Source organism: Chlorobium ferrooxidans DSM 13031, assembly GCF_000168715.1.
GTDB lineage: Bacteria > Bacteroidota > Chlorobiia > Chlorobiales > Chlorobiaceae > Chlorobium > Chlorobium ferrooxidans.
The window spans coordinates 37,728-59,614 of the sequence record NZ_AASE01000009.1 but is presented as its reverse complement, the minus strand read 5'-3'; the positions used below and the strand labels follow the sequence as shown (position 1 = coordinate 59,614).

At 51.1% G+C, this 21,887-nt stretch carries 21 protein-coding genes; 9 read left to right on the top strand and 12 right to left on the bottom strand.

The window, feature by feature from the left end; translation table 11 throughout:
* Positions 1-133: 133 nt before the first annotated feature.
* The 5 genes from CFERDRAFT_RS06330 to CFERDRAFT_RS06310 form a co-directional block, all read right to left on the bottom strand.
* Positions 134-823: an OmpA family protein gene (locus tag CFERDRAFT_RS06330; protein ID WP_006366381.1), complete on the bottom strand. Its 690-nt coding sequence runs from the start codon at positions 821-823 to the stop codon at positions 134-136.
* A gap of 287 nt (positions 824-1,110) precedes the next feature.
* Complete coding sequence (locus CFERDRAFT_RS06325; RefSeq protein WP_006366380.1) at positions 1,111-1,521, bottom strand: universal stress protein; 411 nt, start codon at positions 1,519-1,521, stop codon at positions 1,111-1,113.
* Position 1,522: 1 nt separating this feature from the next.
* Positions 1,523-2,773, bottom strand: a complete 1,251-nt coding sequence (locus CFERDRAFT_RS06320) for an Nramp family divalent metal transporter (RefSeq protein WP_006366379.1) — start codon at positions 2,771-2,773, stop codon at positions 1,523-1,525.
* A complete protein-coding gene (locus CFERDRAFT_RS06315; protein WP_006366378.1) occupies positions 2,770-3,123 on the bottom strand; it encodes a nuclear transport factor 2 family protein in 354 nt (117 codons plus the stop codon). Before CFERDRAFT_RS06315 ends, CFERDRAFT_RS06320 begins: the two co-directional genes overlap by 4 nt.
* A gap of 200 nt (positions 3,124-3,323) precedes the next feature.
* Positions 3,324-4,529 (bottom strand): helix-turn-helix transcriptional regulator, encoded by a 1,206-nt coding sequence (locus CFERDRAFT_RS06310; RefSeq protein WP_006366377.1) that lies wholly within the window; start codon positions 4,527-4,529, stop codon positions 3,324-3,326.
* A gap of 473 nt (positions 4,530-5,002) precedes the next feature.
* Between CFERDRAFT_RS06310 and CFERDRAFT_RS06305 the strand changes: the two genes are divergently transcribed.
* The gene (locus tag CFERDRAFT_RS06305; RefSeq protein WP_040433338.1) at positions 5,003-5,278 is read left to right on the top strand and encodes a hypothetical protein; all 276 of its coding nucleotides are present in this window, start codon (positions 5,003-5,005) and stop codon (positions 5,276-5,278) included.
* Positions 5,279-5,431: 153 nt separating this feature from the next.
* Here the strand turns inward: CFERDRAFT_RS06305 and CFERDRAFT_RS06300 are convergent, their stop codons facing one another.
* The 3 genes from CFERDRAFT_RS06300 to CFERDRAFT_RS06290 form a co-directional block, all read right to left on the bottom strand.
* Positions 5,432-6,253 (bottom strand): fimbrial biogenesis chaperone, encoded by an 822-nt coding sequence (locus tag CFERDRAFT_RS06300; RefSeq protein ID WP_006366375.1) that lies wholly within the window; start codon positions 6,251-6,253, stop codon positions 5,432-5,434.
* Between the two features lie 142 nt (positions 6,254-6,395).
* Positions 6,396-6,920 (bottom strand): hypothetical protein, encoded by a 525-nt coding sequence (locus tag CFERDRAFT_RS06295; RefSeq protein WP_040433336.1) that lies wholly within the window; start codon positions 6,918-6,920, stop codon positions 6,396-6,398.
* Between the two features lie 60 nt (positions 6,921-6,980).
* The gene (locus CFERDRAFT_RS06290; protein ID WP_006366401.1) at positions 6,981-7,238 is read right to left on the bottom strand and encodes a hypothetical protein; all 258 of its coding nucleotides are present in this window, start codon (positions 7,236-7,238) and stop codon (positions 6,981-6,983) included.
* Positions 7,239-7,515: 277 nt separating this feature from the next.
* Between CFERDRAFT_RS06290 and CFERDRAFT_RS06280 the strand changes: the two genes are divergently transcribed.
* The 3 genes from CFERDRAFT_RS06280 (at position 7,516) to msrB (ending at position 11,416) form a co-directional block, all read left to right on the top strand.
* Complete coding sequence (locus CFERDRAFT_RS06280; protein WP_006366373.1) at positions 7,516-7,995, top strand: hypothetical protein; 480 nt, start codon at positions 7,516-7,518, stop codon at positions 7,993-7,995.
* Positions 7,996-8,132: 137 nt separating this feature from the next.
* Positions 8,133-10,811 carry a hybrid sensor histidine kinase/response regulator gene (locus CFERDRAFT_RS06275; RefSeq protein WP_006366372.1) on the top strand — a complete coding sequence of 893 codons (2,679 nt, stop codon included), beginning with the start codon at positions 8,133-8,135 and terminating at the stop codon, positions 10,809-10,811.
* A gap of 161 nt (positions 10,812-10,972) precedes the next feature.
* A complete protein-coding gene (msrB, locus tag CFERDRAFT_RS06270; RefSeq protein WP_006366371.1) occupies positions 10,973-11,416 on the top strand; it encodes a peptide-methionine (R)-S-oxide reductase MsrB in 444 nt (147 codons plus the stop codon).
* 27 nt (positions 11,417-11,443) lie between these two features.
* On the opposite strand, the gene CFERDRAFT_RS06265 is transcribed toward msrB, so the two are convergent.
* The 4 genes from CFERDRAFT_RS06265 to CFERDRAFT_RS06250 form a co-directional block, all read right to left on the bottom strand.
* Positions 11,444-11,797, bottom strand: a complete 354-nt coding sequence (locus tag CFERDRAFT_RS06265) for a hypothetical protein (RefSeq protein WP_006366370.1) — start codon at positions 11,795-11,797, stop codon at positions 11,444-11,446.
* 109 nt (positions 11,798-11,906) lie between these two features.
* On the bottom strand, positions 11,907-12,689 hold the full coding sequence (locus CFERDRAFT_RS06260) for a YoaK family protein (protein WP_006366369.1): 783 nt from the start codon (positions 12,687-12,689) through the stop codon (positions 11,907-11,909).
* Positions 12,690-12,878: 189 nt separating this feature from the next.
* Positions 12,879-13,724: a thiamine pyrophosphate-dependent enzyme gene (locus CFERDRAFT_RS06255; protein WP_006366368.1), complete on the bottom strand. Its 846-nt coding sequence runs from the start codon at positions 13,722-13,724 to the stop codon at positions 12,879-12,881.
* Positions 13,721-15,445: a 2-oxoacid:acceptor oxidoreductase subunit alpha gene (locus tag CFERDRAFT_RS06250; RefSeq protein ID WP_006366367.1), complete on the bottom strand. Its 1,725-nt coding sequence runs from the start codon at positions 15,443-15,445 to the stop codon at positions 13,721-13,723. The genes CFERDRAFT_RS06255 and CFERDRAFT_RS06250 overlap by 4 nt, the downstream gene beginning before the upstream one ends.
* A gap of 241 nt (positions 15,446-15,686) precedes the next feature.
* On the opposite strand from CFERDRAFT_RS06250, the gene ygiD reads away from it, so the two are divergent.
* The 5 genes from ygiD to CFERDRAFT_RS06225 all read left to right on the top strand — a co-directional run bounded on the left by ygiD (position 15,687) and on the right by CFERDRAFT_RS06225 (position 21,859).
* Positions 15,687-16,469, top strand: coding sequence for a 4,5-DOPA-extradiol-dioxygenase (gene ygiD / locus CFERDRAFT_RS06245; RefSeq protein ID WP_006366366.1), 783 nt, complete (start codon positions 15,687-15,689; stop codon positions 16,467-16,469).
* Between the two features lie 20 nt (positions 16,470-16,489).
* Positions 16,490-17,050: an NADPH-dependent FMN reductase gene (locus tag CFERDRAFT_RS06240; protein ID WP_040433332.1), complete on the top strand. Its 561-nt coding sequence runs from the start codon at positions 16,490-16,492 to the stop codon at positions 17,048-17,050.
* 86 nt (positions 17,051-17,136) lie between these two features.
* Positions 17,137-18,123 carry a phosphate acetyltransferase gene (locus tag CFERDRAFT_RS06235; RefSeq protein ID WP_006366364.1) on the top strand — a complete coding sequence of 329 codons (987 nt, stop codon included), beginning with the start codon at positions 17,137-17,139 and terminating at the stop codon, positions 18,121-18,123.
* A gap of 42 nt (positions 18,124-18,165) precedes the next feature.
* Positions 18,166-19,371 (top strand): acetate/propionate family kinase, encoded by a 1,206-nt coding sequence (locus CFERDRAFT_RS06230; protein ID WP_006366363.1) that lies wholly within the window; start codon positions 18,166-18,168, stop codon positions 19,369-19,371.
* Between the two features lie 67 nt (positions 19,372-19,438).
* Positions 19,439-21,859, top strand: a complete 2,421-nt coding sequence (locus CFERDRAFT_RS06225) for a phosphoketolase family protein (protein WP_156778016.1) — start codon at positions 19,439-19,441, stop codon at positions 21,857-21,859.
* The last annotated feature ends 28 nt before the right edge of the window (positions 21,860-21,887 follow it).

Here is a 21,887-nt window from a genome sequence, read left to right as displayed (position 1 = left end):
ATGGTGGGAAATGTAAGATTTTTTTATGTTCACCGCTATTAATTTGTTCGGCGGTTTGAGGGCCCGAAAAAAAAGCCTGAACGGGGTGCATTCAGGCTTTTAACTTGTTTACTTCTTTCCGTACAGGAAAAGGTTACTGATCCAGGCGACCGGATGCAGCCTTCTGCTTGAGCTCCTCATTGGCATAGATCAGCACTTCAACACGGCGGTTATTCTGGCGGCCGTATTCCGTGTCGTTGGATGCTACCGGACGTGACTGACCGTAGCCGACCGGAGAGAGTCTGCGATCTGAAACACCGTATGCGCTCAACAGTTTGGCAACCGACTCGGCCCTTCTCTCGGAGAGCAGCTGGTTTGATGCTGCGCTGCCGGTATTATCGGTATGCCCTTCAATAACGACTTTGGTGTCATTGTAGCGGTTGAAAATCCGGGCAAGTTTTTCAATGTTTGCACGGCTGGTTGAGGTTAGCGTCGATGAGCCGGATGTGAAGAGAATTCCGGAATCCATCGTTACCCTTATGCCTTCGCCTTCCCGTTCAACCTGGACTCCGTTGACTTCGTTGCGGATTTCAGCGGCCTGTTTGTCCATGTAGTTGCCGATCAAAGCTCCGCTTGCACCGCCGATGGCAGCGCCGATAAGGGCACCTTTGGCCCAGCTTCCGGTTCTGCTTCCGATAATACCCCCGATTACGCCGCCTGCGGTTGCGCCGATACCCGCACCACGTCCCGCATTGCTTGATGACTGGCAGCCCCAGGTCAGTGTGGTCATGGCGAGAATAAGCAGCAGTGCTACCGGTCTGGTGAGTTTTTGCAGATGTGTCATAGTTGTCTGTTGTTATGAATGAAAAAGAGAACAAAAGTATGAAAATAGTTCAAATGTGGTATCACAATAAACGGTCATCAGGATTTCCACATCACGACAAAACCGGTCTTTCTGGAAGTTGCTTTGAAATATAAAGAGATCCGGAATCTGTACATTATAATCACCATAGAGCGGCTTAAGTTCCTTGTATGCAGGAAGAAGGCGAATATAGCGGTTTTTTTCTCCATTCACCTCTTTTTGAAGGGAGTGGCAAGGGGGAGGCAAAGGTTGCCGGAATTTGCCACCCGCTAACGATCGGAGTTGATCAGGAGCAGAGGGATCGTGATTTTTTTTCGAAGCGTTCTTGATACACTTCCAAAGAGAATTCTTTCCGGCAGCCGGTGGCCATGAGTTGCCATGGCAAGGAGGTCATACCCGTTCTCCTCTATTTCAGAGAGAATTTCATCCTCCGGTTCTCCACTTCTGATAATCACTCTCGCATCAATGCCATCTGCCTGCATCTTCTCCCGGTAGCCGTTCAGCAGCGTGACAGCCTGCATTCGAAGGTCTCTGTCCTGATCGAGGGTATGGGAGTGGACAACATGCAGTAGATGGACCACTGAACCCGGTTCTGAAGCAAGTGATGACACATGCTCGATTACGGTCATGTCTGCATCAGAGCAGTCAATGGCTGTTAGGATATTCCTGTACCTGTGCATATCAGCTCCCTCCGGTAACCGTTGTGTAAAAAAAATAGATGTTGAGGATGATAACGATTGCCGCAATGAGTGTTGCTGCAGCAAACTCCCTGTTCCGGCTTCTGAAACCACCCATTACGTTGCTGTTGCGACAGAGAATCAAAAGTGAGAGAAGGGTAAACGGAAGCTGTATGCCAAGAATGATCTGGCTGAAAATCAGCAGCCGGAAGGTGTCGGCAGTGAACAGAATGATCAGGAATGATGGTATCGAGGTGGCAAAGACCGCGCTGCGGTAGAGCCTGGTTCCGGGATCTTCCGGTTTACCGAGAAACCCGGTTAATACATTAGCTTCAGCCATCGATGAAGTCATGGAAGATCCCACACCCGAAAAAACCAGTGCTATGGCAAAGAGTAATCCTGCCAGTTCTCCTGCGAGCGGTTTGAGTGTTGCCGATGCCTCTTCAATATTGTATACCTGCACCTGATTATGAAAAAAAACCGCAGCCGAAACAATAATCATTGATGAATTGACAACCCAGCCGAGAGTCATGGCTGAAATGGTGTCGATTTTTTCATACCGGAGCAGCTTTATTTTTTCCTGTTCCGAGATTCCCCACTCTCTGCTGTGAATGACATTTGAATGCAGAAAGATATTGTGGGGCATGATAAGGGCACCGAGAATAGCCATCGCTACATAGATGTTCTCCCTGCCGAGTTGAGGACGAACCAGGCCGGTAGTGACTGCCGCCCAGTCAGGCTTGACAATCAGGAGTTCGATAAGATAACAGAGGGTTATCACCCCGAGAAAACCGACAATGATGGTTTCTATCCGATGGTAGCGCTGGCTGGTGACGAGGAAAATTTTGAGAAAAACAGTGAAGAGTACGCCGAGCCAGACCGGTATGCCGAAGAGCAGTGAAAAACCGATCCCGCCTCCCAGAAGCTCGGCAATATCCGTGGCAATGCAGGCAGCAAGTACCGTGATGCCGAGAAAGGCGGTCACCGGCCCCGGAAAATGTTCGCGTATGTTGACTGCAAGCGATTTGCCTGTGGCTATGCCAAGCTTGGCAGCCATATGCTGGATCAGTACAAGCATGAGTGTACTGAGTGTAACTACCCAGAGCAGCTCGTAGCCGAACCGTGATCCCCCTTCAATATTGGTTGCCCAGTTGCCTGGATCGACAAACCCCACCGTAACCAGAAAGCCGGGACCAAGAAAGCCCAGCAGCTTGCTGAACGGAACACTTTTTTTGGTTCTTGAGCTGCTGTTCATGCCTGCATCGCTTTACGCAGATCCGTAGCGTCAAAAACCAGCCGGATAGCTTTAATGCGGTTGCCGGAAACAGTAAAGAACTCCGCTGTGCGGATGACACCTGCCGGAGCAGGGGTTTCACAGTCATAGAGCAGAGCCGCTCCGTCGTTGTCATAGAAGCTCTTCAGCATGGTGACATGGCTTGTCATCCGGGCGAACTGTTTCAGTGCGGCAAGAAAATCGTCGGCATTTGAAAAGCAGTCAATACTGCCCCGGAAATCAAGGTCATCAGCCAGAAAAGAGCGTGCTGCGGCAAAATCTCCGCATGTCCAGGCCTTATGGTAGGCCTCTATCAGTTTACGGATATCCATTGACTGCCTCCCCTAAGGAAAAGGTTGTAAAAGCTGTCCGGTGGTCATTCCGGATGCCGCAAAAAAGCAGAACATACCATAGCTTAACAACAAACCGGGATGAAAAAATTCACAGAACGTGTAACCGGATGCCAAAAAAGAAAAAGCACTCTATCGCCAAAACAGATAGAGTGCTTTTTTCAACTATTCAGCAGGGGAGTTCAGAAGGTAACGGCCAGCTCGGAAAGATAGGTTTTGATGGATTGATGTTTTCCAAGACCGAGCTTTTTATGCATTCTGTAACGGATGCTTTCCATACCCCGTGTTGATATGCCGACAGAACGGGCAATATCGCCGGTATCGTAGTTCATCTTTACAAGCAGGCTGATTCTCAGCTCCCGCTGATTGAGGTTCGGGTGTTTTTTCTGAAGTTTTGAGAGAAATACCGAGTCGTCTTCAGTCTGTTCGGTGTTCAGCCTTTTTTCAATGGTTTCGGTCTCTATAAGGCCGAGACAGGTGTCGGCAATACCTTTTTTAACCTCTGTATCTATTTCAAGCGCATTGATCTGTGCAAGAATGTTCCGCAATTTGGTTGTTTTTTCGGCAATTGCAGTTGAAACCCTGGTGAGCTCCATATCCTGTGTTGCCAGCCTTGATTTAAGATCAGAGATCTCGGTTTTGAATTCGGTGACCGATTTTTTATTCAATTCCGCCTGTGCATTCATTTTTATAGTCATCTGGGTTATTCGATTTTGAAGGTTGTGGGTAAGCTCTTGTACTTCTTTTTCATAGTCAATATTTTTAGCGATAAGGTCAAGGCGAAGGGCTTCAATTGCTTTGAAAACCGTATAGTAACGGCTCTCCCCTGGTGGAAGCTCTATCGGCTCTTCAAGCAGGTTCAGCCACGACAATCTTGCGACAGCTCCAAGAAACCGATGCTCTTCCCTTCTCTCCTCATCAGGGAGCTCCATTGAAGGAAGCACTCCTGATTTATATTCCCTGACTCTTTCAATAACCTCTTCATAGGTTTTGGCCTGAATGACGCAAAGTTTTCCGGGTGCAATGGCGGCGAATGATTCGGTTATAATGCGCATTGACTCGGCGATATTGTAAAAACCTATAACCCCGAAAAAGGGACTCCAGTTAAAAAAGAGATCGGTAATCGCCAGTTTGTAGCGATAGGTAATGCTTGTGGTATTGGCAAGGTCAAAGATGATATGAAACTCTCTGTTTTCGAGGCCGGCTTCCTGAAGAACAACCTGCAGCAGCTCGGCATCCATGAAATCAAGAATCACATCCTTTTTTGACTCAATCCAGGTGTGAACGATATTATCATCAATCACCTCCATTCGCTTTGTATACCCGGCAGTCGGGTGTACACTTTTCCAGTTGCTGTTTTTTATGGTGCCCAGACTTGTTTCGCCCATAACAGAGAGGTGCCGGATTATTAACTTGTTATCGCTGTGGCGTATTAAGGTGAGTAATATCGGCTATTTATTTGAATAAAAACAACTATTTCAGCATTTTGAGAAATAAAATTTACTCTATTACGCCATAATACGTCTTAATGTGCCTCTTTGATACTGCATTGCTACAAGTCTCTCTATACCAGTTAAAACAGTATCTTTTCTTTATTAATTGCTCTATTATCATCTATTTTTACACCTGCATCTCTCTGTTTTATTTGTTCTTCCCTCGCGAGCGATCCATTCCTGCTTATTGCTGAGGCATAAACTCATCAACCGTCTCATCTTGAGTATTATAAAACGATACTCTTCCCTTTGAATTGAGAGGGGGGCTTTGGATTTTTATACCTTTTTTTATGATTCAGCAGATCATTGGATTATTTTTGACCGGTCAGGCTGTGAGCTTAATACAATCAAAAACAGAAGAGATCCCTATGCAGAAACAGAAGAGGTATGAGGCGCTGGTTGAGCAGATTGTTGAGGGGTGGGCCGAGGGAAAGCCGGCAAATCAAATGCCGGGATCAACCTCAACCAAACCTTGCGGTTATTACCGGTTGACCAATTACCTGCTGGAGTATATGCTGCTCCATAACGCCTTCCCCGAAGGGGTTCATGCCATGCCGGAGGGACGTGATCGCTTCAATCAGGTCGAACCATCTTTTCCGGTGGACTTTGATTCCCTGATCGGAGATGCAGAATTTCCCCTTTGAGGAGCTGACACTGTTTTTTTTCTCTCTCGCTTTCTGTGCGGGTGTGCACGCTCTTCGTAAAGGTTAAGCACAAAAAGGAGTTCAATGAGGTCCGCGACAGGATTGCAGCGTGTTTATTGCTGTCAGGCGCAGTGGTACATGGTAGAGTATTGTTCAGCGGAAAATCTTTTCAACCTTTTCGCCATCAATGGTGCCGGTTACAATAACGGTGTATCCGGTTGGAACAGCAGCAACCGGAAGCAGTGTTTTTATGGTTCGGCTGGTTCCGGCAAGTACCGGTGTTCTGTTCAGGCTGCCTGAAGTGATGAACCCTGCCGGCTTTTTATTGCTATGCGGCCATTCAAGGGAAGCGGGCAGAGATTTCAGCCCCGGAAACGACCCTTTTTTCCAGATCGCATAGTCTCCGTCAAACCTTGTGTGGACATTTCCCCGGTTTTCAATTTCGATATTCAGGATACCTGAGGTGCGGTCAAGCTTCAGGCTTTTTAACCTGGCAGCACGCCGCACAGCTCCGGAATAGCCATAGATCCCGATGCCCTGTCGGAAGGTGATTTCGACTCCCTCCATGCTTTTTGAGGGTGAGGTCTCGGTCAAAAAAATAATAGCCCGGTGTTCACCGGCTTCGTATGCCGGATCGGGTTTCAATGTAAAATGGATCACCTGCTCTTTTCCGGGTTCAACCGTGATGTTTTCGGGAGTAACCGTGATCACCTGATCGAGCGACTGGGGATCAGAGGGGAGTATGGCGAGGTTGTTCTGTTCATCTATTGTCCAGTTCCGGACAGTTGCTTGCAGAGTGAAAGGGGTTTCACTGTTGTTTGTAAGCTGTATGGATTCATTGATCGGTTCAGAGCCAAGATGCAGCTCAAACATTTGTGGCGAGATAAACAAGCTGTAGATATGATATGCATGGAGCGATCTGCCGAAAAAAACGCCCGTGACCAGAAGCAGGACGATCCATATCATGTACTTCATGAAAGCGATCCTTTTTTTTATTTATTAATCCGTTTGTCCCTTCCTGCCGGTGCACTCAGGGCGGACTTATGAAAAGGAAATCAACTTTCAGTTTAAAAGGTTGCAATCAAAGTGAGTGAATGACGGGAGCGTGGATTGCGTGTTAAATCTGGGCAAATGAGATGATTGTTTTAATGATCCCTTTGTATGCGCCCTTGCTGGTCGCAGCAAGGGGATAGATGATAATATCGACACTTTCCGACATCAGCCAGTGGTTGTTGACATACTCTTTTGAACGTATGCCTTTGGGTTTGATCTCTATTTTTACTGAAGATGAAGGATCGTTGATACTTGAGAATACATCCGCCTTTCCGTTCGTGCCGGTAACGATGTATTGGGTCGTGATTGCCGGGAGGTGCTCGTCCGGCAACTCCAGTTGCCATAGCCGGTTTACCGTTCGAATAACTTTTATTTCAGGTGATTTTTCCTTTAAAACACGTTTTTCAATGTTTTTGACATCGTCGAGCTGCAGGGTGGCAAGTTGTATGTCCTTCGGAATAACAACTTTTTCTGTGGCAGTGAGCCGTAAAGCCATCAATCCCTGAACAATGATCAAGATGAGGAGAAGAGCGAGCGGAAGCCTCTTCGGGCGGTTTTCCGCAGCGGATTTTATGCGCGATGTTTTCATGACAGGCAATTGACTGGTCACATTATTTTTCTTTCACCCCTGACAGAGATAACTGCTTTCTTATTGAGCAGATACGGACGTAGTATCGGCAGGTGAGGGCTTCGAAACCGTTGCTGAAGCAGGGTTGTTGTTCTTCAGAGCGCTCTTTTTTCTGAGCTTGTTGAGGTACTCGATTAACGATTCCGAGATGTTGACGGTAACTTTTGTCTGGACGGTGAGCGAGTTTTCAGCAAAAGCAGAGCCCTGCAATGCAAAAAGCTGGCTGAGAAGCAGGAGCGTAACGCTTCCGGTTATGGCTGTGAGTCTGGCCAGATTCATTGGCAGCGATTAATCCTGAAATTAACAAGCAGGAGCTCTGTCAGCCGGAAAAGAGAGTATCCTGGTTGTCAGAAATTCCGGATCAGGAATCCGGAATCCATCGAATACTACTGCAAAATACAAAATTCAGAATCATTATAAAGGGGAAAGCGGATGGACTTATCCATTTGCAAAACGGGGAAGGAAATTGCAACCGGGGCGGTGGTATGCATCTTTTCAATATTGTATTTTAGGGTATATCGTTATCTGTTCACAAAGAAACCCCGGAGATTATCCGATGGAGAGAGCCTCTCTGCTGCAACGTCTGCACGCAATTCAACAACCGGCCCTTCTTGATGGCGGCTACTGGCGGCTGGGCCATACGCTTTTCATTGTTACCGCAAAGGGGCTGATTACGGTGGATTGCCGTGTATATGATCCAATCCTCGGCCCGATTGAGTACAGTGAAAAACATTGCACTTTGATCGCCGGGATTGCCACCGAATGTGATACGCTCCAGGATAACAGCGACCTTGACCCTGATGAGAAACTCTTTCTTTTCAACAATGGCAAACCTGCTGTGCAGTACTGGGCTTTTCAGCCGAAAGATGATGCGGCTCTTGATGAATACTCCTTTTCAAGTGAAAAATCCGATATTGAGTGCGCCTTCATAAACCACTATCTCGGCGATGTAATTGAAGCCTGGGAGAGCATGGATGACAAGTCACTGGCCAGATGGGCCGGAAAAATCGAAAAACATGGCCGTAGGGACAGGTGAGGGGATTTATCATGAAAAAGCTGAAAACTCTTCCTATTTTGCTTCAGTAGTGACTCAGGCAGATGCTCTTCTGATGGTCACATGCTGAAGAGTTTCTGCCGGTTCAGCCGGGAGTTAACACGCCATTGAAATTTTCTATGCAGAACAGTACTCATAAGGGAGAGGAGAAGGAGCGCAATGCACAACAGCGCGAAAGCACACTCAATGCCGTTTTTGATGCCGTAGATGAACCGGCGTTTATTATGGACCGGGAAGGGACCATTCTTGACGCCAATCAGGCTTTTGCCAGAGTATATCACAAAGAGGTGCCTGCGTGCATTAACATAAATGCATATGATTTTTTTCCGCCTGAACTGGCAGCAACCCGGAGGATAAAAGCAGAGGAGGTGTTTTGTACCGGCCGGAGGATGATTTATGAAGATGAGCAGGAGGGCCATTGTTATCGCAATACCTTATACCCGATTGCCGGCCTTGATGGCAGGACGTCACAGCTCTATATTGTTGCGCAGGATATAACCGATCTGAAGAGAGCCGAAAGGGATGCGGAGACGACGCAGACTCTTTTTGGTGCGCTTAAAGAGGCGGTGCCAGGTGCCTTCTATATGCTTGATGCCGAATGGCATTATGCTGCATGGAATGCCTATCAGCGGGATGTTGTTGTCGGCAGACCGGATGCTGCAATGGCCTCTTTCACGGCCATTGATGCCATTCATCCCGATGACCGCTCAAAGGTCGGAGAGAAAATGGCTAATATCATGAAGAGCGGTGTTGAGGAGAGCGATGTAGTGAGAGTTCTTATTCAGGGAGGGCCTCGCTTCAGATGGTTTCAGTTGTCCGGAAAGAGAGTTTTTATCAAGGAGAAGCCTTTTCTTATCGGAGTCGGTACCGACGTCACCGAGCACAAGATGAAGGAAGATGAGGCGCTTCACAACAGCGAGGAGCGTTTAAGGAAGCTGTTTGACGAGCATTCCGCCGTCAAACTGGTTCTTGATCCTCTTACAGGCAATATTATTGATGCCAATCATGCAGCCGCAGCTTTTTACGGGTGGTCAATTGATGAACTTTGCCGCAAGCATATCCGGGAGGTCGACACTCATCCTGAAGAGGAGTTGAAACACCTTCTGGAGCAGGACCGTGTGTCGGAAAAAAATCAGTTTCCTTTTCAACACCGCCGGGCGGATGGTTCCCTTCGTGATGTTGAGGTGTTCAGCTCCAATATCAATGTTGGAGGCAGGGAGCTGCTTTACGCTATTGTGCATGACGTAACGGAGCGCAGAGCGGCGGAGCGGGAGCTGCAAAAACTGAGCGTTGCCATGCAGCAGAGCCATGCCATTGTGGTTATTACCGATCTGAAGGGAGATATCGAATATGTTAACCCGGCATTTACCATTGCCTCCGGTTACAGCCAGGAGGAGGTAATCGGCAAGAATCCCCGTATTCTTCAGTCAGGAACCATGCAGCAGTCGGTATACGAAGAGCTCTGGGGAACGATTCTTGCCGGCGGTGTGTGGAAAGGGGAAATGTACAACAGGCGCAAAAACGGAGAGTTTTACTGGGAGTCGGCCGTGATCTCGCCGGTTCTGAATGAAGAGGGTGTTATCACCAATTTTGTGGCGATCAAGGAGGATATTACTGAAAAGAAAAAACTGTGGAGCGAGTTGATTGCGGCCAAAGAGCATGCGGAGGAGAGTGACCGGCTTAAAACAGCTTTTCTTGCCAATATCAGCCATGAGATTCGCACCCCGATGAATGGCATTGTCGGCCTTTCAGAGATACTGAAAGATCCTGATCTGTCAAAAGAGGAGCAGTCGCTCTATATTGATCTTATTGACCAGAGCTGTCAGCGCCTGCTTTATCTCATCAATGACATCATTGATATTTCCCGGATCGAAGCCGGCAAGACCAACGTGAAGATCAGCAGGACGCCGGTCAACACTACTCTCCGGGATCTCCATGCCTTTTTCAAGCCCCTTGCAGAGCAGAAAGGGTTGCGTCTGAGCTGTACCACCGGGTTGTCAGACAGTGAAAGTGTCATTGAGACAGACAGCACCAAGCTTACGCAAATCCTGACGAATCTGCTGCAGAATGCCCTGAAATTCACCAGAGAGGGGCATATTGACTTTGGTTATGCCCGCAACAAAAATACGCTGGAGTTTTATGTCGCTGATTCCGGTATCGGAATATCGCCTGATATGCAGACGAAGATTTTTGAACGGTTCCGCCAGGCGGACAACTCCCTGACCCGTAACTATGAGGGTGCAGGTCTCGGTCTGAGCATTTCCCAGGCATATATTGAGATGCTTGGAGGCCTCATCTCGGTCAAATCTACAGAAGGAAAGGGGAGCGAGTTTATATTCACCCTGCCATACAATCCTGCCGGTTTTGTGGAAACTGATGTTCAGCCTGCTGCAGTCAAGCCCAACCATGATTCCTTGCCCGGAATGACCATTCTTATAGCTGAAGATGATGCCGTCAGCAGCATTCTGCTTGAGAAAACACTCCAAGCCGAAAGCATAACGATCATTTCCGCCGGTAACGGACTGGATGCGGTGGAGCTTGTAAAAGAGCATCCGGAGATCAGGCTTGTGTTAATGGATATCAAAATGCCGGTCATGAACGGTTTTGATGCGACCAGGCTGATCAAGCAGCTTCGGCCCGGGTTGCCGGTTATTATGCAGAGTGCCTTTACCTCAGAATCGGAGAGGGGAAAAGCGGAGGATGCCGGGTGTAATTCCTTTATCACCAAGCCGGTGAACAAAGCGCGGCTGCTTGAATTGATTCATGCAGCGCTGAATCGTCAGCCGGATAAACAATGAGATTTTCTGACGAACAACCTTTTTTGTAAAGGCCTTATTTCACGTTCCCGCATGCATATAAAACGAACGGTTCTTATCTTTCCTGTGTTTATGGAGAGGCGGCAAGGATTGGCTTGTGAAACGGAGCGCCATCGCCAACAGTCACTGAAAAATGCGAAACCATGACCCGGAAGACTCAAACCGTCAAATCCTACTTCTCCCGAAGTGATACATCCAAACTTAATGTACCGGATGCTGAGTGGAAAGAGTTGCTCTCCGGGGCACTTTATGAGGTTGCGCGAAAAGGAGCTACCGAGCAGCCATTTACAGGAAAGTACTGGGATAATGAAGAGTGCGGAACCTACTTCTGCGCCCTGTGCGGCAACACCCTCTTCCGCTCGGAGGCCAAGTTCTCCAGTTCATCCGGCTGGCCGAGTTTTTTTAAAACCGTGCGCTCGAACAGTGTCCGGTATCGCAAAGAGAGCTCAATGGAGATGGAAATACTCTGTGGTCGCTGCGGCGCCCACCTCGGTCACCTTTTCCATGACGGCCCTCCCCCCATGGGCCGCCGTTTTTCCATAAACTCCATTGTGCTTGGATTTGAAGCGGACTCTCTGCAACTATAAAGAGCAGCCCTGAGCGCTCTACTCTCCTCACGCCTTTGGCGGAAGCTCTTTTTTTACTGCCGCAATAAGTGCCTCAAGATCGCCGAGCCGGTCAATCTCTTTTTTGGAGAGCAGAATCTCGAAACTGTCGCTCTTTTTCAGAATGAGCGGGTATTCAAAGCTGCGACTATATTTTTTTTCAAATTCATCGCGGTGCAGGAACTCCACCGGAACACCGATCGAGATGCGGAACGCTTTCCAGGCATCCTTTTCGGTAAACGGGCCATGGGTCAGTTTGCAGAGACTGCAATCGTAGGTTTCGGGGCTGAGTATCTTGTGGCCCAGGTCGATAAGAGAGCTGAGCGGGTTGCTGTCGGTATTGTAGACAAAGATGAGCTTCATAAGGGTAGAGCTTTACCATCTGTTGGGCCGGGAGAGGTGAAATTCCGGCAAGCTGCATAGTACTTAAACACCCGCGGTTCTCAAGAGTTCCCTTGATGCCGACCCCTTGTCAATCCAGCCTACTTGCGGCCCTTTTTCGTGCCACTCTGTTCAGGTAGCCTCGAAGATCGTCTATTGCCGGTACGACGGCGAGCAGGACAAGGAGGAGTGCAAGAGGGACAGTCAGCGCATAGCCTATCGCCTTGAAGCCGAGAGCGCCAAAAAGTCCCCCGCCAAAGAAGGAGAGCGTCAGCGTCGCAAGCACCCTCAGCCGGTCCCGGTCAGCCACAACATCCTCCTCTGCCTCAAGGGTGTGGCGGTTCCAGTAAAAGAGTTTGCCGAGTTCAATGCCCATATCGGTAATAATGCCGGTCAGGTGGGTGGTTCGAATCACCGCATTCGAGAGTTTGGTGATAACGGCATTCTGCAGCCCCATCATGAAGCAGAGCAGCATCACCGTAACCGGTACAAATACGCCGTTGATGGTGGAGAGCTGAGCGCCAAGCAGGCCGAAAGAGAGCAGGAGAAGCGCTTCAAGCAGGAGTGGAAAAGCGAACTCGCTGTGCAGGTGCCGCCGCCGGGCAAAGTTGACCATGACGGCGGTCGTTGCAGCACCGGCCAGAAAGGAGGATACTCCGCCGAAAGCACCGAGCGCAAGATCACTGTTGCCGAGAATAATGTTGTCGGCCATTGATGAGACCATGCCGGTCATGTGCGAGGTGTAGAGTTTCACGGCAAGATAGGCACCGGCATTGGTTGCTCCGGCCACAAAGGCGAGTGCGAAGCCGAGATGACGGTTTGTTTCCGTCGATCGTTTGCGCCCCGACAGGCGTCTTGCATACTTGATGGGCATAAGAGGAGGGGGGATCCGGTTATTTTCGACAGCAGGCAGTATAGCAAAAAATTGAGTGCTTCTTATAGCCGGGCCCGGAGCAGAGGCTGATTTTTTCTGAACCGGCTCTTTGAAACGCTGACTTGCAGGGCGGGCGGGAAATCGTTTTTTCAGCTTCCCATTCAGTTGCTCAACAGCAATAAGCGTCAATCAGGGCATGAACAGCGTTATCGTCAGGCGGTTTTCGCTGATAGAGCGGGTCGCTCCGACGCCGATCAGCTCTTCATAAATCTCCCGCCCGTCACTCCGGAAGAGAACTCCCAGCGGAAGTTTGCCCGCTGCAGTCGCCAGCCCGAATGCGGCAGTACGGTCTGTGGCGTCGTGACTCTCCGGCAGGTAGACGGTATTCTCCCTGAACCACTGGTAGGTGTTCACTTTATTGAATATGACGCAGGGCTGGAAAACGTCAACAATTGAAAATCCCCTGAACGAAATTGCCTGCATGATCATTTTTTTTGTCTCTTCAACATCCCCGGCATAGGCCCTTGCAATGAAAGGCGCGTTGAGCGCAAGCGCTACGGCGAGCGGGTTGAAGGGCTCAAGCATGACGCCGTCAACCTGAACCGGGGTGGTCATGCCCCGCTGCGAAGTCGGAGATGCCTGGCCCTTCGTCAGACCGTAGACCATATTGTTGTGGACAATGACGGTGATGTCAATATTTCTGCGTATGGCGTGGATAAAATGGTTGCCGCCCTCTCCATACATATCGCCGTCCCCCGATTCCACCACAACAACAAGGTTTCTGTTCGACAGCTTTATGCCGAGTGCAGCGGGAAGCGAGCGCCCGTGAAGGCCGTTGAACATATTGACGTTGAGATATTGGGGAGCTTTGGCTGCCTGGCCAATCCCTGAGACCATCACCAGGTTGCTCGGGTCAATGGCGAGCTCATGCAGGGCCGCCTTTACGGCACTCTGCAGCATGTAGTTTCCGCACCCCGGACACCATGCGACATCAGCAGTCAGGGGCATATCAAAGAGGGTCGGTGTTTTCTTCATGGTCGGGCTCGTTTTGACTCTTTAAAGGCGCTCAAAGCTTCTGCAACCTCTTCCACACTGAACGGTTCGCCCGTGGTTTTAACTATCCGGTGCGCAATGCTCAGGCCTGTCTGAAGAGAGAGAAGATCGGCAAACTGACCGGCAGCATTGTTTTCCATAACCACGAGTGCTCTCTTTTCAAGCAGTGATTTTACATCCGGATTGAGCGGAAAGAGCTGCGAAAAATGGATACCGGCAACTCGTTTGTTTCCGAGTATTTCAATCGCCTCTTCAAGGACTCCCCGGTTGGAGCCCCAGGCAATCACCACAACATCAGCCTCTTTGATGCTGCCGATAATTGAGGGCATCAGGGCCGCTTCAGCGAGCGGTTTCATTCGTTTCAGCCGCTTTTCAACCATTCTTGCTCTCATTTCAAAGCTCTCCGTAATGAGGCCGTTTTCATCATGCTCATCGGAATCAACCCGAACCAGACCATCGCCATAGCCAGGAACACCGCGAGGACTCAGGCCGTCGTCGGTGAAGAGAAAACGTTGGTAGCCGGCCCCGGTTTTTATGACTGCTGTTTCAGCGGGGAGCCGTTTAATATCCCTGCGCTCAATAGTGGTGACAGCGTCGAGCAGGTACTGGTCGGTCAGCACAAACACGGGAATCTGGAAGCAGTGGGCAAGCGTGAAGGCATGCTGCATGGATTCAGCAAGTTCCTCAAGCGTGCCGGGTGCAAGGATGGCTCTTGCGAAATCGCCGTGACCGGCATGCAGTGCAAGGTTGAGGTCGCCCTGCTCCGTCCGGGTCGGCAGGCCAGTGGCCGGTCCGGGCCGCTGAGCGATATGGATAACAATCGGTGTCTCGATCATGCCGGCAAGGCTCACACCCTCCTGCATCAGGTCAAAGCCGCCGCCTGAAGTTGTCACAATCGCCCTTGCGCCGCAGTAGGAGGCGCCAATACCGGCATTGACAGCGGCAATTTCATCCTCAGCCTGATCGACTACGATGCCGAATGCTTTCGATCTGGCTGCAAGAAAAGTAAGGAGCCCTGTTCCGGGAGACATCGGGTAGGAGCTTATAAAATTGCAGCCGGCAGCGATTGCGCCGATACCGAGTGCTGAATTGCCGTCCATGAGCAGACGTCCGGAGCTCCCGGTCAGGGCCGGTGAAGGAAGAAGAATTGCTTTGTCAGCAGCAATCAGGCGTCCGAAATCGTAACCGAGCTTTGCCGCCATGCAGTTTTTCGAAACGGTATCTTCACCCTTTGCAGCAAACTGTTCACCGAGGTAGTCGGTAAAGCGTTCAAACGGCAGGCCGATCATGCCGAATACTGTTCCTGCGGCGACCGTATTTGAAAAAACAGGGCTGCCGGTTTCAACGGCAAACCTCCTGAAGGGGGTATCAATGTAGCGCTCATCCCATCTTTCAGCGAACTGCGATTTTTCAGCAAATATCAGTGTCCCGCTGTTGATCCGGCTTTTCAGGTGTTCGACAGCAAGCGGGGAGAGGGCAAAAAGCATATCGATGCGTTCCAGATAGGCGCGTTGCTTTTTGTCTGTTATCCGGATCTCCGTGGTATTGCACCCTCCACGGATTCGTGACATGTACTCTGTGCACGAGAAGACGTTGTAGCCGCTTTTTGCAAGAATGCGGAGAAGAGTTTCCGTCACGGTCTGAAGACCCTGTCCCGCCTCTCCGGCGAACACCATGGATATATCGTTCAAAAAGTGATGCATGGATCATTGGTTACAGGTTGCTCACACTCTGCTATAACCATTAATCTGCTTAACAAGTGCCGGCAGGCAGGAATATATAATCTGATTATTGAAAGCATGAGGGAAGCGTTCTGTCAGCGGCAACTCTCAGCGTCCGCTCTTTGTTTGTTCCATTACACATCCTCTTGCGAATGAGAGGAATCTATGCGGGCTGTTTCGTGTTGTAATAGACAGCAGATCATGAAAACAAGAGGCGAAGGCTATGAGTATGGTGATGCCGGCTGTTTTTTTCGGACATGGAAGTCCGATGAATGCGATGCAATCAAACAGATACAGCGAAAGCTGGCGCCGATATGGCCAAACCATACCCCGACCCGGGGCAATTCTGGCCATATCGGCGCACTGGTACCTGCCCGAAAGTGCGGTGACAGCCAGCCCTCATCCCGAAACCATGCACGATTTCGGAGGATTTCCGGCCGAACTCTACAGCGTAACATACCCTGCTCCGGGGAGTCCCGGACTTGCCCGGAGGGTTCAGCAGTTTCTTCTGCCGGTTGCGGTGCGTCTCGATGAGCAGCGCGGGCTGGATCATGGCACCTGGTCTCTGCTCGCTCATATTTTTCCCGATGGTGACATTCCCGTCGTCCAGCTCAGTATCGATGCCTCCATGAACCCCGAATTTCATTTTGAAACCGGGAGACGCCTTCAGCCACTGCGTGAAGAGGGGGTACTCATTCTCTGCAGCGGCAATATTGTCCATAACCTTGCCGCCTATGCCTGGGGCGATGAGTCGGTACCCCCCTGTGAGTGGGCTCTCAGATTTGAACATGAAGCACGCAAACTCATTATCGAAGGGCGGGGGCGTGAGCTTGTTGACTACCGGAAAATGGGTGAGGATGCCCGGCTGTCGGTTCCGACACCCGAGCACTTTCTGCCGCTGCTCTATCTGCTGGGTTTACAGCGTGAAGATGAACCGCCCGGCTTTCCGGTCGAAGGGATTGAGGGAGGTTCACTCTCCATGCTCTCGGTCTCTGTTGGCGGATAACTTTTAAAATGAAGAGGACCATGAAAGAATACAGAATTGCGATTATTGTCGGAAGCCTCAGAAAGGACTCCTTCAACCGTCAGCTGGCCAATGCGCTCGTCAGGCTGGCGCCCGGGGAGTTCTCGTTCAGCGATGTCAAAATCGGTGAACTGCCGCTTTACAATCAGGACGATGATGCCCGGCAGGCGGAATCCGTTCTGCGCTTCAAAAGCAGGATACGTGAGGCCCATGCTCTTATCTTTGTGACTCCCGAGTACAACCGCTCCATTCCCGGTGTGCTTAAAAACGCCCTTGATCACGCTTCGCGCCCCTCCGGGCAAAATGCATGGTCAGGTAAACCTGCCGGCATTCTTGGTGTCTCTCCCAGTGCAGCCGGTACGGCAATGGCGCAGCAGCATCTGCGCAACATTCTGGCGGCTCTCGATGTGGCAGTGCTCGCTCAGCCTGAAGCCTTCATTCAGCAGAAAGATGGCCTCTTTGATCAAAAGGGTGATATCGGGGAGGGGAGCCGACAGTTCCTGCAGAGCTGGATGGACAGGTATGTTGCCTGGGTGAAACTGCATGTTCCGTCGCCCTTGTAAGGTGCGGGCGTGGCTCCTCCGGGGCTGTTTCAGGCCTCTTACAGGGGATCGCTGAGCTTTTTTTATAAGGAACCAAAGGATAATTCATGACCGATACGCTTCATATGTTTGCAAGTGATGAACCGCCTGAAATACAGGTTCACTCCCATGACCGCTATCATGCAGTACTGAAGGCCTGCGAGGAATTGCCTCCGGTCATTACAGCAGTTGTCCATCCGGTCGATGAGCTGGTTCTCAGCTCGATTGTGACTGCCGAGCAGGAAAACCTCATTACCCCGGTTCTGGTAGGCCCTCTTGGCCGCGTTCGCGACGTTGCCGAAAGAGCCGGTATTGATATCTCCGCCTGGCAGCTTGTTGATGTCAAGCACAGTCATGCAGCAGCCCAGAAGGCGGTTGAATTAGCCGCTGCCGGCACGGTTGATGCAATCATGAAGGGCTCCCTGCATACCGAAGAGATGCTTTATCCTGTTGTGGCTTCAACGTCAGGCCTGCGAACCGGAAGGAGACTCTCGCACTCGTATGTTATGGATACGGCCGGCTATCATAAATGGCTGATCATTACCGATGCTGTAGTCAATATTGCGCCGGACCTTCTTGCCAAGGCGGATATCTGCCGCAATGCTGCTGATGTCTGGCTGGCACTGACTGATGAACACCGGCTGCCTAAAATAGCGGTTCTGGCCGCTGTTGAACTCGTGAATCCGAAAATGCAGGCGACACTGGACGCTGCCGCACTCTGCAAGATGGCTGAACGCAAACAAATCATCGGCTGCATTATTGACGGGCCGCTTGCTCTCGACAACGCTGTCAGCAGAGAGGCCGCTCTGGAAAAAGGTATTGTTTCCGACGTTGCCGGCGATCCGGATATTCTGCTCGCTCCCGATATTGAAGCAGGCAACATCCTGGCAAAACAGATTACGTTCATCAACCGTGCGGATGCAGCCGGAATTGTCATGGGCGCGCGTGTTCCGATCATTCTTACCAGCAGGGCAGACAGTCAGCGCACCCGGATTCTCTCCTGCGCACTGGCGGTTTTAGTGTCTGATGCCCGTCGTTCAGGTCGTATAAAATAAGATGGAGGGAGTCAACCCTGCCGTATCTTTTCACTGACATCTATGCAATTGAACAACCGAATTCTGGCTTTCAATACCGGGTCATCCAGTATCAAGTTTGCCCTCTATGAGGTCGGTGAAGAGTCGCGTGTGATTTTTTCGGGTTCACTGACACGCATCGGCAGCTCCGGAGGGAGCTACTCGCTTTTTGATGGAGGGGGTCGCTCTCTGGCGAGCGAAAGTGCATCGGTTGAGGATCATGTGGCAGCATGTGAATTTGTGTTCTCCCGTCTGACTTCGTACTTCGCAGCTCTCCGGCCTGATGCCATCGGTCATCGCATGGTTCACGGGGGCCCCCTTTTCTCGGAACCACAGGTGGTTACCAGGCAGCTCATCGCCTCGCTTGAGGAGCTCTCGCCGTTTGCGCCGGAGCACCTCCCTCCTGCATTGAAGGCTTTGCGCCATCTTGAAAAGCTTTTTCCCGGCACGCTGCAGGTCGCCTGTTTCGACACCTCCTTTCACGCAACAATGCCCTCTGTGGCAAAGCTCTATGCCCTGCCGCAATCCGTCCGCTCCGCAGGGGTTAGGCGCTACGGCTTTCATGGACTCTCCTATGAATACATCCTCGGAGAGCTTCTGAAGCAGGCTTCTCCGGGGAAGCTGGAGGGTCGAATTATTATGGCCCATCTGGGGCACGGCGCAAGCATGGTTGCCGTCAGGGATGGCCGGAGCATAGAGACCACAATGGGCTTTTCTCCGGCGGGAGGGCTCGTGATGAGTACCCGTACCGGTGACCTGGACCCCGGAGTGATTTTGTTTCTGCTTGAGCAGGGTCGCATGACTCCTGCCGAAATCAAGGAGTTGGTGACCCGGCGCTCCGGACTGCTCGGTATCTCCGGCCGGACGGATGATATGCGCGAACTGCTCAATGCAGAAGAGGCTGACAGCGCCGCACGTGAGGCTGTTGAGCTCTTCTGTTACCAGGCCCGCAAATCTCTGGGTTCACTTGCCGCTGTGCTGGGAGGGGTTGACAGGCTCATATTCAGCGGAGGGATAGGTGAAAATTCAGCTGAAATCCGCTCCCGCCTCTCTGCCGGGCTGGAATTTCTCGGCATCAGGATAGATGAGGCCAAAAACCGGGAGCATGCGGCGGTCATATCCCATGAAGAGGGAGCGGTTGAGATCAACATTATAAATACCAATGAGGAGCTGATGATTGCCCGCCACACCCTGAAGGTGCTGAAAGCGCGTCAGCTGAAAGAGATGTAGAGAGTGCCCTTACGGGTACTCCTGAAAAGCGTGTGAAGTGACCCTGAACAAACTAACTGATACGATGATGAGCAACCAGACACAGGAAGAGGTTTTTGCAGCACCGCTCACCCAAACCGGGCTTCATGCCATTCACGCCTGCTGGAGGGCAGCGAACTATCTTGCGGTGGGGCAGATCTACCTGCTCGATAATCCGCTGCTCCTGCAGCCATTGAAGCCCGAACATATCAAGCCCCGTCTGCTGGGTCACTGGGGCACAACACCGGGCCAGAATTTTATTTACGTGCATCTCAATAGGGCGATTCTTCAGCGCAACCTCGATATCATCTACATTTCCGGGCCTGGTCACGGGGGTCCTGCTGTTGTGGCCAATGTCTGGCTTGAGGGGACCTACAGCGAATACTATCCCAACATTTCGCAGGATGAGGCAGGAATGAAAAACCTCTTCAGGCAGTTTTCATTTCCAGGAGGAATTCCAAGCCATGTTGCGCCTGAAACGCCCGGCTCCATTCATGAAGGGGGTGAGCTCGGCTACTCGCTCTCACATGCTTTCGGTGCGGTTTTTGATAATCCCGACCTTGTTGCAGCCTGTGTTATCGGTGACGGAGAAGCTGAAACTGGCCCTCTTGCAGCATCGTGGCACTCCAGCAAATTCCTCAATCCCGCCCGGGATGGCGCGGTGCTGCCGATTCTGCATCTGAACGGCTATAAAATTGCCAACCCCTCACTGCTCGCCCGCATACCGCACGATGAGCTGGAAAGCCTCCTGACCGGGTATGGTTACAAACCCTATTTTGTTGAAGGATCAGAGGCTGAGCCGATGCATCAGAAGATGGCTTCGGTACTTGACATCTGCCTTGACGAAATAGCCGAAATTCAGTACGCTGCCCGCAAGCAGGGACTGCATGAACGGCCATGCTGGCCTATGATAGTATTGCGCACGCCGAAAGGATGGACAGGCCCGAAAGAGGTTGACGGCCTGAAAGTCGAGGATTTCTGGCGCTCCCATCAGCTTCCCGTTACAGCGGTTCGGGAAAATCCTGCACACCTCCGCCTGCTTGAGGAGTGGATGCGCAGCTACCGTCCCGAAGAGCTCTTTACCCCTTCCGGTGCTCCCCAGCCGGAACTGATGGCGCTTGTTCCGAAAGGGAAGAAGCGTATGGGTGACAATCCCCATGCAAACGGAGGGCTGCTCCTGAAGTCGCTGCGGCTGCCGGATTTCCGTGAGTACGGTGTTGCCGTGCCCTCACCCGGTTCGGTCAGGGCCGAAGCGACCATGGTGATGGGTGCCTTTTTGCGTGATATCATGAAACTGAATGAATCTTCCAGGAATTTCCGGGTATTCGGTCCTGATGAAACCGCTTCAAACCGCCTTGATGCACTTTTTCAGGTCACCGCCCGATCATGGATGGAGAATATTCTGCCCTATGATGAGCATCTTTCGCCCGACGGCAGGGTGATGGAGATTCTTTCAGAGCATACCTGCCAGGGCTGGCTTGAGGGCTACCTTCTGACCGGCAGGCACGGGCTTTTTTCATGCTATGAAGCCTTTATTCATATCATCGACTCCATGTTCAACCAGCATGCTAAATGGCTTAAAATCACCTCGACGCAAATTCCCTGGCGCAGGCCTGTCGCCTCGCTGAACTACCTGCTCACCTCCCACGTCTGGCGACAGGACCATAACGGATTCTCCCATCAGGATCCCGGCTTTATCGATCATGTCGTCAACAAAAAGTCGAGTGTAATCCGGGTCTATCTGCCTCCGGATGCCAATACGCTTCTTTCGGTGACCGATCACTGCCTGAAGTCGCGCAACTATATCAATGTCATTGTTGCCGGCAAGCAGCCTGAATGGCAGTGGCTTGACATGGAGGCAGCCGTCCGCCACTGTGCCTTCGGCATCAGTATCTGGGAGTGGGCCTCGAATGATTCAGCCGACGGTGAGCCCGATGTGGTCATGGCTTGCGCCGGAGATGTTCCCACACTTGAAACACTTGCAGCGGTTGATATTTTGCGGGAAAAGATTCCCGACATCAAAATCCGCGTTGTCAATGTTGTTAATCTGATGACCCTGCAGCCTCGTGAAGAGCATCCTCACGGATTGAGTGACAGGGATTTTGATGATATTTTTACAACCGACAAGCCAATAATTTTTGCCTACCACGGTTACCCATGGCTGATTCACCGGCTGGCCTACCGCCGTACAAACCATAAAAACCTGCATGTCAGGGGCTACAAGGAGGAGGGAACAACGACAACGCCATTTGATATTCTGGTGATGAACGATCTTGACCGCTTCCATCTTGTTGCCGACGTGGTGGAGCGCGTTGACCGTCTCCGGGACAGGGCGGCCTATATAAAGCAGTTTGTGCGCGATATGCTTATCACCCACAAGGAGTATATCCATGAGCACGGTGAGGATATGCCGGAGATCCGTAACTGGAAGTGGAAAGGCAGAACGGGTGCAACCTCAGCAGGAGATTGAAACCGACTGAGTGGTCAGGGGTGAAGGG